The sequence below is a fragment of the Kitasatospora sp. NPDC114501 genome, assembly GCF_055633695.1.
Window position 1 is genome coordinate 56,732 of sequence record NZ_JBVKDS010000019.1, and the last position, 12,696, is coordinate 69,427.

Here is a 12,696-nt window from a genome sequence, read left to right on the forward strand (position 1 = left end):
TTCAGATCGTCCAGACCCGTAAGACCCATGGAAACCGTCCGAGCTGTCGGGCCTTCGTGGCCGACCGCTCCGGACCCGCCCGCACGAGAACCGAGGAACCACCCATGCGCACCCTGATCAGCACCGCCTTCATCTCGCTCGACGGCGTCGTCGAGGGCCCCGGCGGCGAACCCGGCTACCGCAACTCCGGCTGGACCTTCAAGGACATCGAGTTCCTCCCCGAGGCGTTCGAGATCAAGGGGCGGGAGCAGGAGGAGGCCACCGCGATGCTGCTCGGCCGCACCAGCTACCAGGCGTTCAGCCAGGTGTGGCCGGACATGGCGGAGTTCGCCCGCTACAAGGCGCTGCCGAAGTACGTCGTCTCCACCACCCTCGCCGAGGACGACCTGGTGTCGAACTGGGGGGAGACCACGATCCTCCGCTCGCTCGACGAGGTCGCCGCGCTGAAGGAGACCGAGGGCGGCCCGATCATCGTCCACGGCAGCGCCACCCTGAACCACGTCCTCTCGGACGCCGGCCTGATCGACCGCTACCACCTGCTCGTCTTCCCGCTGCTGCTCGGCGCCGGCAAGCGCCTGTTCAGCGCGACGGACAAGGACGTCCAGAAGCTGAAGCTGGTCGAGCACGAGGCGTACGGGAACGGCGTCCAGAAGCAGGTCCTCGACGTCGTCCGCTGACCGCTCTCCCCACCTCCCCTCAACGTCCTTCCACAGTGCGCCGGATGAACACCTCGCTGCTCGGCTGCCGCTCCGAGAAGAGCCCCGACGGCGAGGTCCGGGCGAGGATCCGGCGGAGGTCCGCCTCGAAGTCCGGGCGGCGCCCGGCGAAGAGGTGCGGGGCTGAGGAGGAGAGCGCGAAGACACCCGCGACCGCGTCGTCGGCCGTGCGCTCCAGCGGCCGCCCGCCCGGAACGACGAGCCGCTGCGGCCCGGCGAAGCCCGCCCGGGCGAGGACGGCGGCCTCGTCGCCCGGCGTGCCGTGCGGCAGCAGCCCCTGCCCGGCGCGGCGGACCGGGCCGAGGTAGCGCCGGACCAGTTCCTCGATCGCGGCGTACGGGACGGGCGGGTGCGGCAATCCCTCGGTGGGGCGCGGTTCACCCTTCAGGTCCGAGACGTGCGCCAGGGCGCCGCCGGGCCGCAGCACGCGCCGTACGGTCGCCGCCACCAGGTCGCGGTCCATCCAGTGGAAGGACTGGCCGAAGACCGCCAGCGTGAAGGTGCCGAGGCCCGCCGGCAGTTCCTCGGCCCCGGCCCGCACCCCACGTCGAGCAGCCGCCCCCGCCCGTCGGGTCCCAACGCCTCGGCGGCCAGCGCCTCCGCCAGCCCGGGGGCGTAAGGGAGTCTGCCGCGGGTGTAGTGGGCGGCCGTTCCGGCGAACAGCGTCTCGTCCCAGGACCAGGCGTCGCCGGACATGTCCGCTCCTTCGGGTCGGGTTCCCGGTGAACAGGCCTGAGCATGGCACGGGTTGACTGGCACCCAGGAATCGTCGGGGTCGGAAATCGATGGACAGGCACCCTGCGATCAACAGACTGATCCGATGACCGTGACAGACGACAAGACCGACCTCCGGATCTACATCCAGGACGCCCGTGACGCCCTGCTCTGGAAGCTCGAAGGCCTCTCCGAGTACGACCTGCGCCGACCGCTCAGCCCCACCGGGACCAACCTGCTGGGGCTGGTCAAGCACGTCACCGGCGCCGAGGCCCTGTACTTCGGCGACACCTTCGGCCGCCCCTTCCCCGAGCCGGCCCCCGTGTGGATCACCGGCCGGACCGAGCCGAACGGCGACCTGTGGGCACGGGCGGACGAGAGCACCGAGGAGATCGTCGGGCGCTACCGGCGGGTCTGGGCGCACTCCGACGCCACCATCGAGGCCCTGCCACTGGACGCCGTCGGCAGGGTTCCGTTCGGCGCCCGCCACGAGCAGACCCTGCACCGGGTGCTCGTCCACATGATCGCCGAGACCCACCGCCACGTCGGCCACGCCGACCTGGTCCGCGAACTCGTGGACGGCTCCGCCGGCCAGCGCTCCGACGGCGCCAACACCGCCCCCGGCGACGCCGACTGGTGGCGGGCCCACCACGACCGCGTGGAGCAGGCAGCCCGGGAGGCCGGCGGGTTTGCCTGAGTCGGGGCTTCGGGGGGCGGGGCAGCGCGGGGAACCGGGCCGTCAGCCTCCGTGCCGGGCGGCCGCGCCGACGTGCCGTACGACGGCCGCCGCCCGGTCGGCGAGGGGCCCCGGGGCGATCGGGACGCACGTGTACCCGAACTCGGCGTAGGCCTCCCGGTGGATCCGCTCGAACCGCAGCGACTCCTCGTACGAGATGCGCCGCGCCCCGGTCGGGGTGACGAAGCCCGGGCTCTCCACGAAGAACACCCGGCGCTCGTAGACCCCCGCCTCCCGGACCCGGTCGAGCTCCCCGGCGAGGGCCGGGGTCACCGGATGGCCGAGGTACACCGCCAGGGCGTACGTGCACACCGGCGAGCGGTCGAAGAACCGCACCTCGCCCGGCGGGCCGACCGCCCCCTCCTGTCGCCGCCGCTGAAGGGCGACCACCGCGTCCACGAACGACGGGTCCGTCCACGGCTCCGGCTCGCCCTGGGCCTGCCGCAGCGCGATCACGTCCGTGGCGGCCTCCTCGACCACCGGGTAGCCCGCGCACTCCAGCCACCGCAGGATCGCCGTCTTCCCGGCCCCCGGGGTGCCGGTCAGCAGGTAGCGCCTCATCCCCGCACTCTACGGGCCCGGTGGCGGCGGCAGGGGCGCCGTAGGCTGTCGGGCCTGGGCCTACCGGGGCGGGGGGAAGTCAGGCGTGCCGGGCACGGAACAGGGCGTACGGGTGGCGAGTTCGCCGCCTGGGCGGAGGACCGGCCTGCGGCGGAGCTCGCGGAACCGTTCACCTACGTGGTCGACCTCGACGGCTGCGGCTCGCGCCGCGCCGTAGCGAGCATGCTGCCTGCGCGGACGGGGAGTTGGTGCTGAGCGCCGGGAGATCGGATTCCGGCGGGCGCGGGACGGATGGAAGGTCGAGACGGTCAGCAACCAGTCCACCGGCTAACACCACCTCCTGGCCCGCCGTCGCCGGAGAACACTCCCGCCGCCACAGACCCGGGCCCCACCGCCCCACCACCCGCCGCACACCTCCCCACGGCAAGCCCGTCGGGGCTGTCGGGCCGGGCCGCTAGGGTCTGTGGGTCACGGGGTAGGTCGGGAAAGGGGTGGGACAGGTGCGGTTCGAGCGGGTGGCGGAGTTGCCGGACGGGGTGGTGCACGCGGGGAGCCGGGAGTTCCTGGTGCGGGAGGGACTGCCGTCGACGGGGGCGTTCCTGGACTTCGAGGCGCTCGGGGACGGGGAGCTGACGGCGTTCCCGGCGGAGGCGGAGCGGCTGTTCGTCCTCGGGGAGACGGAGTACTGCACGCCGTTCGCGGCCGGCGGGAGCCTGGTGCTGCTGGACGGGGTGACCGGCGAGGTGTTCCTGGACAACGGCGGCCCGCGGCGCGACCTGCTGGCCTCCGGCCTGGCCGCGCTGGCGGGCCTGGTCCGTGAGGTGGACGCGGTGGCCGAGGCGGCCCGGCGGCCGGAGGCGCTGGACGGGCGGCGCGGGCCGGCCGTGACGGCGGAGGTGCTGGCGGAGGCCGAGCGGCGGCTGCGGGAGGTCGATCCCGGACTGTTCGGCGACGGGTCCGCGCCGCCCCCGCACTGGGGCACCGCGCTGCTGGTGCGGGCGCTGGGCTGGGGTGCGCTGCCGGGCGGTCCGGGCGGGCCCGCGTACGAGATAGCCCCGGAGCTGGTGGCGGAGCTGGCCGCGCTGACGGACCAGGACGGCGGCCCCGGCCGGGTGCACCGCTTCCGGTCCGAGGAGCTGCCCGCCGCCCTGGTGCACGGTCCGACCCGGCAGCTGCTGACCGAGGTCGGTCTGCCGCTGGGCGGGGCGATGTTCGGGGTGTGCGAGGAGCCGCTGGTCACCATGGGCGAGGCGTACCCCGAGTACTTCGACGGTGAGGAGGAGCGCCCGTACCAGCGGGACTTCCTGGCCCTCGGGGACTGGCCGACCGACCTCACGATCGCCCTGGACGGCGCCACCGGCCGGCTGGAGCTGCCGGACTGGTACGACGACGGCCACCCCGAGGCCTACCTGAACCGCGATCTGTCCGCCCTGCTCTACGCCCTCTGGACGTACGAGCGGCTGCGCGCCGAGTGGGACCGCTGGGACTACGGCCGGGCCCGGGGCACCTGGGCGGTGTTCGATCCTCAGGCGCTGCTGAGCGCGGTGGTGGACCGGCTGGTGGAGGCCGTCGACCCGGAGGCGTTCGCCTCACCGGGCTGCTCCTGGCGGCTGCTCGCCGAGGACGGGCACATGGGCGGACTGCTGGGCTGAGCGCCTCGGCCGCCCCGACCCCGGTGCCGGGCGGCGGCCGGGCCGGGGCCTGCGGCGGGGAGGGCGGGGCGACCGGGGGCGGCCGGGGGCTGTCGGGGACAGCCGGGGGCTGTCGGGAACGGACCGGCGCCTCGGGCTTGAAGCTGCCGCAACGGCAGCTTCTACCGTCGTGACCGGGGCCGGAGGACCGGCCCCGGTCCACGCGAACGCGGGGACGTGGAAAGGAGGGAGGCAGCCATGGACTGGCCCATCGCCGAAGTGGCCCGGATGTCCGGCGTGACCGCCCGGACGCTCCGGCACTACGACGAGATCGGGCTGCTGCCCCCGGCCCGGATCGGCTCCAACGGCCACCGCTACTACGGGCAGAGGCAGTTGCTCCAGCTCCAGCAGATCCTGGTGCTGCGGGCGCTGGGCGTACGGCTGACCGAGATCGCCCGGATCCTGGGCGATCAGGTGGACGAGCTGGAGGCCCTGCGGGGCCACCGCCGCCGGCTGGTCGCCGAGCGCGACCGGCTCGACGCCCTGGCCGTCACCGTTTCCCGCACGATCGCCGACCTGGAACGCTCCCGGAAGGACGGCACACCCATGACCATCAACCGCCCCGAGAACCTGTTCGAAGGCGTCCAGCCCGACGACGTCGACGCGAGCCTGCGCGACTTCCCCGAGCACGCCGAGGCGGCCCGGCGCGCGACCGCCGCGATGACCCCCGCCGAGGTCGAGGCCGGACAGCGCGAGCGGACCACCCGCATGATCCACCTGGCCGAGCTGATGGCGGCCGGCCACCCCGCCGACGCCGAGCCCGTGCAGAGCGCGGTCGACGAGGAGTACCGACTGCTCGGCGCCATCCGGTCGGTCCCGGCCGAGGAGTACCTGGCGATCGCCCGCTCCTGCACCGAGAACGAGCAGTGGAGCGCCGCGTACGAGGCCATCACCCCGGGCCTGGCCGCGTACCAGCGTGCCGCCATGGAGGCGTACGCGGCGGCGCGGCTGTCCTGATCCGGGCCGGGCGGGGCCGGAGAGCCCTGGCTGGACGCCGTGTCCAGCCCGGCTCCCGGCCCTCCCCCGCCTGCGCTTCATCTCACTGCGTCCGCAGCGCCGTGACCGTCCGGTTGCGGCCGCCCAGGCGGCCGGGAGGGCGGCGCCGAGCACGGCCGGCGCCAGGCCGCCGAGTGTCAGCGGCCCCACCACCGGCGGCCCCCGGCAGCACCACCGGCACCGCCATCCCCTAACTTGATAGGTCACCGACAAGTGGTGAGTGGCCCTCCGCCGCAGGGGGCTCGCCTGCCGCGGAACGGGTCAATTAGGCTGGTGGGGTGCTCATCCTTGTTCGCCGCCGCCACGTGGACCTGCTCCGCGTGACGACCATGTCCTGTCGACGCTCCGGCTGAACCTCGCGCCACCACCCTCAACGGCGACCCCTGCCCGGTCGCCACCACCTCCCGGCTCCCGAGCACCCGCCGCACCAGGCACTGCTCCGGCCGTCCCCGGTCGACCACCGGGACCAGCCGGGACGAGACCCAGCGGATGTCACACATGACGCAGCAGTACACCCCCATATCCGAAACCGGTGCCGGATCCGCCCCGGACGCCCTCCCGGTGATCGACCTCTCGCTCGCCGACGGCAGCCCGGAGGACCGCCGCAGGCTGCACGACGAGCTCCGCTCCGCGGCCACCGGCGTCGGCTTCTTCCAGCTCGTCGGCCACGGCGTCACCCCGGAGGAGACCGCCGCGCTCACCCGGGCGATGCGCGCCTTCTTCACGCTCCCCGAGGCCGACCGGCTCGCCGTGAGCAACCTCAACTCCCCCCATTACCGGGGCTACACCCGCACCGGTGACGAGCGCACCGGCGGCAGCCAGGACTGGCGCGACCAGCTGGACATCGGCGCCGAGCTGCCCCCGCACGTCCCCGGCACCGGCGAGCCCCCGTACTGGTGGCTGGAGGGGCCCAACCAGTGGCCCGCGGCACTGCCCGAGCTGCGCACCGCCGCGCTCGGCTGGATCGACCACCTCGGCGCGGTCGCCCGCCGTCTGCTGCACGAACTCCTCACCTCGATCGGCGCCCGCCCCGACTTCTACGACGAGGCCTTCGCGGGCCACCCCCACCTGCGTCTGAAGCTGGTCCGCTACCCCGGCACCGCCCCGGACGGCGCAGGGCAGGGCGTCGGCGCCCACAAGGACTACGGCTTCATCACCCTGCTGCTGCAGGACACCGTCGGCGGCCTCCAGGTCGAGCGCGCGGACGGCACCTTCCTGGACGTCCCGCCGCTCGACGGCGCCTTCGTCGTCAACCTCGGCGAGCTGCTGGAGGTGGCCACGGACGGCTACCTCAAGGCCACCAGCCACCGCGTGGTCAGCCCGCCCGGCGCCCGCGAGCGCTTCTCGGTGCCGTTCTTCTACAACCCCCGCCTCGACGCCCACATCGAGCCGCTGGACTTCCCGCTCGCCCACCACGCCCCGGGCGCCACCGAGGACCCGGACAACCCGCTCTTCGCCGACTTCGGCCTCAACGAGTGGAAGGGCTACACCAGGGCCCACCCCGAGGTCACCCGCCGCCACCACCCCGCCCTCGCCTGACCCGGGGCACGCACCGCCCCGACGCCCCTGCCCGAAGCCGGACCCCCGGCGGAGGGCAGGGGCGTCGGCGTACCCGGCCGAGCCCACCCGCCCCCACACCTCGCCGCACACCGGACCCCCCTTCCTCTCCCGTCGGTGGACCGGGCGTGGAGCGCACTGTCACACTGCTGCTGTCACAGCAGGAGTGTGCCAGCGCGGGAGGCGGCAGATGGGGGAGCACGGCGGGGCCGGGGCCACGGCCGGAGCCGGGACCGGAGCCGGGCCGCGGCTGACGGTGGACGAGCTGGCGGCGCGGGCCGGGGTGACGGTGCGGACGGTGCGGTTCTACGGGACGAAGGGCCTGCTGCCGCCGCCGGAGCTGGGGCCGCGGCGGGTGGGGCTGTACGGGGCGGCGCACCTGGACCGGCTGGAGCTGATCGAGGAACTGCAGCGGCAGGGGCTGACGCTGGCCGCGATCGAGCGGTACCTGGCGCGGTTGCCGGAGGACAGCACCCCGCTGGACCTGGCGATCCACCGGGCGCTGGTGGCGTCCTGGACGCCGGAGGCCCCGGAGGAGGCCACCAGGGCGCAGCTGGAGCGCCGGGCCGGTCGGGGGCTGACGGAGGAGCAGGTCGAGCGGCTCACCGCGATGGGGGCGCTGGAGCGGACGGACGATCCGGAGGTGTTCCGGGTGGATCCCGGCCTGCTGCCGCTGGGCGTGCGGATCCTGGACGTGCCGATCCCGTTGGAGACGCTGCTGGCCGCCCGGGCGGTCGTGCTGGAGCACAGCCGGGCGACGGCACGGGAGCTGCAGCGGCTGTTCCGCGAGACGGTGTGGAAGCCGTACCGGGAGAGCGAGCCCGAGCCGGCGGAGCTGGCCCGGATGCGGGCGCTGACCGACCACATCCAGCCCATGGTGGCGCAGGCGCTGGTCACGGCCTTCCAGCGGTACCTGCGGGAGGAGCTGGGCGAGGAGCTGCGCCAGGAGCAGGACAAGGAGCAGTAGCAGCAGGAGCTGTAGCAGGTCCCCGGTGGGGCCGTGCACCGCACGGCCTCACCGGAGCCCGGACCAACCCACCGGTCGGTCCGTCAAGGCCGGTCCGTGGACGTCAGTCCGTGAAGGTCCGCCCCTCGGCCGCGACCCGCTCCAGCAGCGCCGGCGGCGCGAACCGCTCGCCGTACGCGGCGGCGAGTTCGCGGGCGCGGGCCACGAAGCCGGCCGGGCCGCCCTCGTACCCGTTGATGTACTGGAACACGCCGCCCGTCCAGGCCGGGAAGCCGATGCCGAGGATCGAGCCGACGTTGGCGTCGGCGACCGAGGTCAGCACGCCCTCCTCCAGGCAGCGCACCGAGTCCAGCGCCTCGCTGAACAGCATCCGCTCCTTGAGGTCCTCGAAGGGGACGTCGGCGGGCGAGCCGCCGAAGTGCTCCAGCAGCCCCGGCCAGAGCCGCCCGCGCTTGCCGTCCTCGCCGTACTCGTAGAAGCCCGCGCCGCCGCTGCGTCCCGGGCGGCCGAACTCGTCGACCATCCGGTCGACCACCGCGTCGGCCGGGTGCGGCGTCCAGGTGCCGCCGACGGCCTCGACCGAGCGCCGGTACTCGTCGCGGATCTTGCGCGGCAGGGTGAGGGTGAGCTCGTCCATCAGGGAGAGCACCTTGGCGGGGTAGCCGGCCTGGGCGGCGGCCTGCTCGATGCTGGCCGGGTGGACGCCCTCGCCGACCATGGCGACGCCCTCGTTGAGGAACTGGCCGATCACCCGCGAGGTGAAGAAGCCGCGCGAGTCGTTGACCACGATCGGGGTGCGGTCGATCTGCCGGACCAGGTCGAAGGCGCGGGCGAGGGCGCCGTCCCCGGTCTGCGGGCCACGGATGATCTCGACCAGGCGCATCTTGTCGACCGGCGAGAAGAAGTGCAGCCCGATGAAGTCGGCCTGGCGCTCGACGCCCTCGGCGAGCAGGCCGATCGGCAGGGTGGAGGTGTTGGAGCAGAGCAGCGCGTCGGGGTCGACCACGCCCTCGACCTCCTGGAACACCTTGTGCTTGAGCTCGGTGTTCTCGAAGACGGCCTCGATCACCGCGTCGCAGCCGGCCAGGTCGGCGGCGTCGCCGGTGGGGGTGATCCGGGCGAGCAGTTCGTCGCGCTGGGCCTCGGTGGAGCGCCCGCGCGCGACGGCCTTGTCCAGCAGCCCCTCGGAGTAGGCCTTGCCGCGCTCGGCGGCCTCGACGCTGACGTCCTTGAGCACGACCTCGATGCCGGCCTTGGCGCAGGTGTAGGCGATGCCCGCGCCCATCATCCCGGCGCCGAGCACCGCGACCCTGCGGACCAGCCGCTTCTCGACGTCCTTCGGGCGCCCGGCACCGGAGTTGACCGCCTGCATGTCGAAGAACAGCGCCTGGATCATGTTCTTGCTGGTCTGTCCGCAGGCCAGCTCGGTGAAGTAGCGGGCCTCGACGGTCATCGCGGTGTCGACGTCCACCTGGGCGCTCTCCACGGCGGCGGCCAGGACGTTGCGCGGCGCCGGGTAGGGCGCGCCGTTCAGCTGCTTGCGCAGGTTGGCCGGGAAGGCGGGCAGGTTGGCGGCGAAGGCCGGGGTGGCGGGGGTGCCGCCGGGGATCTTGTACCCCTTGACGTCCCAGGGCTGGACGGCGGTCGGGTTGGCCTCGATCCAGGCGCGCGCCCGGGCGGCGAGGTCCTCGGGGGTGTCGACCAGTTCGTGCACCAGGCCGTGCTCCAGCGCCTGCGCCGGGCGGTACTGGCGGCCCTGGAGCAGGAACTTCAGCAGGGCGTCGGTGATGCCGAACAGCCGGACCGTACGGACCACTCCGCCGCCGCCCGGCAGCAGGCCGAGGGTGACCTCGGGCAGGCCGATCCGGCTGGCCGGGGTGTCCAGCGCGATCCGGTGGTGGCAGGCGAGGGCGATCTCCAGGCCGCCGCCGAGCGCGCTGCCGTTGACGGCGGCGACGACGGGCTTGCCGAGGGTCTCCAGCCTGCGCAGCGCGCGCTTGATCCGCATCGACTTCTCGAAGACGGCCTCGGCGTCCTCGGGGCGGGCGGCGGAGAGCATCCGCAGGTCTCCCCCGGCGAAGAAGGTCTTCTTGCCGGAGGTGACCACCACGCCGCGCAGCGCGTCGGCGGAGGCGAGCTCGGCCAGCCGCCCGACCACGGTCTCGAAGTCGGCGGTGAAGGCCTCGTTCATGGTGTTGACGGACTGGGTGGGGTCGTCGAGGACGAGGGTGACCACGCCGTCCCGGTCCTGCTCCCAGCGGATGGTGGTGGTGTCGCTCATCAGGTGCTCCAGGTCTGGGAGGGGGGTCAGATGCGCTCGACGATGGTGGCGATGCCCATGCCGCCGCCCACGCAGAGGGTGATCAGGCCGTAGCGCAGGTCGCGCCGCTCCAGTTCGTCGATCACGGTGCCGAGCAGCATCGCGCCGGTGGCGCCGAGCGGGTGGCCGAGCGCGATCGCGCCGCCGTTGACGTTCACCTGGTCGTGGCGGAAGCCGAGTTCGCGGATGAAGCGGAGCGCGACCGCGGCGAAGGCCTCGTTGATCTCGACCAGGTCGATGTCGGCGGCGGTGAGCCCGGCCTTGGCGAGCGCCTTGTGGGTGGCCGGGGCGGGGCCGGTGAGCATGATGGTCGGCTCGGAGCCGGAGACGGCGGCGGAGACGATCCGGGCGCGCGGGCGCAGCCCGTACCGCTCGCCGACCTCGCGGTTGCCGATGGCGACGAGGGCGGCGCCGTCCACGATGCCGGAGGAGTTGCCCGCGTGGTGGACGTGGTCGATGGCCTCGACCCAGTGGTACTTCTGCAGGGCGACGGCGTCGAAGCCGCCCGCCTCGCCGATGGCGGCGAAGGACGGCTTGAGGCCGGCCAGGGTCTCGACGGTGGTGCCGGGGCGGATGAACTCGTCGCGCTCCAGCACGACCAGGCCGTTGCGGTCGCGCACCGGGACGACCGAGCGGTCGAACAGGCCGTCCGCCTGGGCCTTGGCCGCGCGGGCCTGGGACTCGGCGGCGAAGGCGTCCACGTCGGTGCGGGAGAGGCCCTCGATGGTGGCGATGAGGTCGGCGCCGATGCCCTGCGGGGCGAAGTCGGTCTCGTACGCCGTCATCGGGTCGGCGAACCAGGCGCCGCCGTCGGAGGCCATCTTCACCCGGGACATCGACTCCACGCCGCCGGCCAGGACCAGGTCCTCCCAGCCGGACCGGACCTTGGCGGCGGCCAGGTTGACGGCTTCCAGGCCGGAGGCGCAGAAGCGGTTCTCCTGGACGCCGGCGACGGTGTCGGGCAGGCCGGCCGCGATGGCGGCGATCCGGGCGATGTCGGAGCCCTGGTCGCCGACCGGGCTGACCACGCCGAGCACGATGTCGTCGATCGCGGCCGGGTCCAGCCCGGGGAAGCGGTTGCGCAGTTCGTGGATCAGTCCGACGACCAGGTCGATCGGCTTGGTGCCGTGCAGCGAGCCGGAGGCCTTGCCCCGGCCGCGCGGGGTGCGGATCGCGTCGTAGACGTACGCTTCGGTGGTCACGGTGGGAACGCCTTTCAGCGGGTTTTCAGGGGCGGGAGGTCCGAGGGCGGAAAGCTCGGGAGGGTGCGGACAGTGGCGAGAACGGGGACCGCTCAGCCGAGGACGGACCGGCCGACGATCTCCTTCATGATCTCGGTGGTTCCGCCGTAGATGGTCTGGATGCGGCCGTCGGTGAACGCCCGGGCGACCGGGAACTCGCTCATGTAGCCGTAGCCGCCGTGCAGTTGGAGGCAGCGGTCGGCGGTGCGCTTCTGTAGTTCGGTGGCCCACCACTTGGCCATCGAGGCGTCCGCCGGGGTGAGCGCCCAGCGGTTGTGCTCGGTGATGCAGCGGTCCACGAACGCGCGGGTGACGGCGCACTCGGTGGCCAGTTCGGCGATCTCGAAGCGGACGTGCTGGAGCTTGGCGAGCGGGCGTCCGAAGGCCTCGCGCTGCTTGACGTAGTCGGTGGTGATCTCGACCAGGTACTCGGCGCCGGCGATCGCGGCGGCGGCGATGGTGAGCCGCTCCTGGGCGAGGTTCTGCATCAGGTGGACGAAGCCGCCGTCGAGTTCGCCGATCAGGTTCTCCTTCGGAACCCGGACGTCCTCGAAGAACAGTTCGGCGGTGTCCTGGGCCTTCTGGCCGATCTTGTCGAGGTTGCGGCCGCGCTCGAAGCCGGGCGTGCCGCGCTCGACCGCCAGCAGGCTCAGCCCGTGCGCACCGCCCTCCGGGGTGGTGCAGGCGACCACGATCACCAGGTCGGCGAGGATGCCGTTGGAGATGAAGGTCTTGGCGCCGTTGAGCAGGAAGTGGTCGCCCTGGTCGACCGCCTGGGTGCGGATGCCCTGGAGGTCGGAGCCGGTGCCGGGCTCGGTCATCGCGATCGCGGTGATCAGCTCGCCCGAGCAGAAGCCGGGCAGCCAGCGGCGCTTCTGCTCCTCGGTGGCGAGCGAGGTGAGGTACGGGCCGATGATGTCGTTGTGCAGGCCGATCGCCAGGCCGGAGGCTCCGGCCCGGGCGAACTCCTCGGCCAGCACGGCGGCGTAGCGGAAGTCGGGGGTGCCGCCGCCCCCGTACTCCTCGGGGACGGCGAGGCCGAGCAGGCCCTGGCGGCCGGCCGCGAGCCAGGCGGAGCGGTCGACGATGCCGGCCTTCTCCCAGCGGTCGTAGTGCGGCAGCACCTCCTTGGCCAGGAAGGACCGTACGGTGGCCCGGAAGTCGTCGTGCTGCTCGGTGAAGATCTCGCGCTGCACC

10 protein-coding genes and 1 pseudogene are annotated in these 12,696 nt (G+C 73.5%); 6 read left to right on the top strand and 5 right to left on the bottom strand.

The genetic code is table 11. The features are described 5' to 3' along the window. The first annotated feature begins 104 nt into the window (after positions 1-104). Positions 105-677, top strand: coding sequence for a dihydrofolate reductase family protein (locus ACZ7RU_RS31085; RefSeq protein ID WP_470344298.1), 573 nt, complete (start codon positions 105-107; stop codon positions 675-677). 19 nt (positions 678-696) lie between these two features. On the opposite strand, the pseudogene ACZ7RU_RS31090 reads toward ACZ7RU_RS31085, so the two are convergent. Then, positions 697-1,412, bottom strand: a pseudogene (locus ACZ7RU_RS31090) (SAM-dependent methyltransferase). A 124-nt stretch (positions 1,413-1,536) separates the two neighbouring features. Here ACZ7RU_RS31090 and ACZ7RU_RS31095 point away from each other — a divergent pair. Further along, positions 1,537-2,127, top strand: coding sequence for a DinB family protein (locus ACZ7RU_RS31095; RefSeq protein WP_470344299.1), 591 nt, complete (start codon positions 1,537-1,539; stop codon positions 2,125-2,127). A 42-nt stretch (positions 2,128-2,169) separates the two neighbouring features. Here ACZ7RU_RS31095 and ACZ7RU_RS31100 read toward each other — a convergent pair whose 3' ends face one another. Next, entirely contained in the window at positions 2,170-2,727 is a 558-nt protein-coding gene (locus ACZ7RU_RS31100; RefSeq protein ID WP_470344300.1) for an ATP/GTP-binding protein, read from the bottom strand. A gap of 500 nt (positions 2,728-3,227) precedes the next feature. Here ACZ7RU_RS31100 and ACZ7RU_RS31105 point away from each other — a divergent pair, with 500 nt between their 5' ends. The 4 genes from ACZ7RU_RS31105 to ACZ7RU_RS31120 all read left to right on the top strand — a co-directional run bounded on the left by ACZ7RU_RS31105 (position 3,228) and on the right by ACZ7RU_RS31120 (position 7,938). Further along, complete coding sequence (locus ACZ7RU_RS31105) at positions 3,228-4,379, top strand: SUKH-4 family immunity protein (protein WP_470344301.1); 1,152 nt, start codon at positions 3,228-3,230, stop codon at positions 4,377-4,379. Between the two features lie 237 nt (positions 4,380-4,616). Next, complete coding sequence (locus tag ACZ7RU_RS31110; RefSeq protein WP_470344302.1) at positions 4,617-5,375, top strand: MerR family transcriptional regulator; 759 nt, start codon at positions 4,617-4,619, stop codon at positions 5,373-5,375. 537 nt (positions 5,376-5,912) lie between these two features. After that, positions 5,913-6,953, top strand: coding sequence for an isopenicillin N synthase family dioxygenase (locus tag ACZ7RU_RS31115; RefSeq protein ID WP_470344303.1), 1,041 nt, complete (start codon positions 5,913-5,915; stop codon positions 6,951-6,953). Between the two features lie 208 nt (positions 6,954-7,161). After that, entirely contained in the window at positions 7,162-7,938 is a 777-nt protein-coding gene (locus ACZ7RU_RS31120; RefSeq protein ID WP_470344304.1) for a MerR family transcriptional regulator, read from the top strand. 103 nt (positions 7,939-8,041) lie between these two features. Here the strand turns inward: ACZ7RU_RS31120 and ACZ7RU_RS31125 are convergent, their stop codons facing one another. From ACZ7RU_RS31125 to ACZ7RU_RS31135, 3 genes are all read right to left on the bottom strand, one after another. Then, a complete protein-coding gene (locus ACZ7RU_RS31125) occupies positions 8,042-10,219 on the bottom strand; it encodes a 3-hydroxyacyl-CoA dehydrogenase NAD-binding domain-containing protein (protein WP_470344305.1) in 2,178 nt (725 codons plus the stop codon). Between the two features lie 26 nt (positions 10,220-10,245). Beyond that, positions 10,246-11,460 (bottom strand): acetyl-CoA C-acetyltransferase, encoded by a 1,215-nt coding sequence (locus tag ACZ7RU_RS31130; RefSeq protein WP_470344306.1) that lies wholly within the window; start codon positions 11,458-11,460, stop codon positions 10,246-10,248. 92 nt (positions 11,461-11,552) lie between these two features. Beyond that, positions 11,553-12,695: an acyl-CoA dehydrogenase family protein gene (locus ACZ7RU_RS31135; protein WP_470344307.1), complete on the bottom strand. Its 1,143-nt coding sequence runs from the start codon at positions 12,693-12,695 to the stop codon at positions 11,553-11,555. Between the last annotated feature and the right edge of the window lies 1 nt (position 12,696).

What these genes read in the sequence shown, in the direction of transcription:
- ACZ7RU_RS31085 (WP_470344298.1), top strand. Translation starts at nt 105, where the DNA reads ATGCGCACCCTGATCAGCACCGCCTTCATCTCGCTCGACGGCGTCGTC.
- ACZ7RU_RS31095 (WP_470344299.1), top strand. Translation starts at nt 1,537, where the DNA reads ATGACCGTGACAGACGACAAGACCGACCTCCGGATCTACATCCAGGAC.
- ACZ7RU_RS31100 (WP_470344300.1), bottom strand. Translation starts at nt 2,727, where the DNA reads ATGAGGCGCTACCTGCTGACCGGCACCCCGGGGGCCGGGAAGACGGCG.
- ACZ7RU_RS31110 (WP_470344302.1), top strand. Translation starts at nt 4,617, where the DNA reads ATGGACTGGCCCATCGCCGAAGTGGCCCGGATGTCCGGCGTGACCGCC.
- ACZ7RU_RS31115 (WP_470344303.1), top strand. Translation starts at nt 5,913, where the DNA reads ATGACGCAGCAGTACACCCCCATATCCGAAACCGGTGCCGGATCCGCC.
- ACZ7RU_RS31120 (WP_470344304.1), top strand. Translation starts at nt 7,162, where the DNA reads ATGGGGGAGCACGGCGGGGCCGGGGCCACGGCCGGAGCCGGGACCGGA.
- ACZ7RU_RS31125 (WP_470344305.1), bottom strand. Translation starts at nt 10,219, where the DNA reads ATGAGCGACACCACCACCATCCGCTGGGAGCAGGACCGGGACGGCGTG.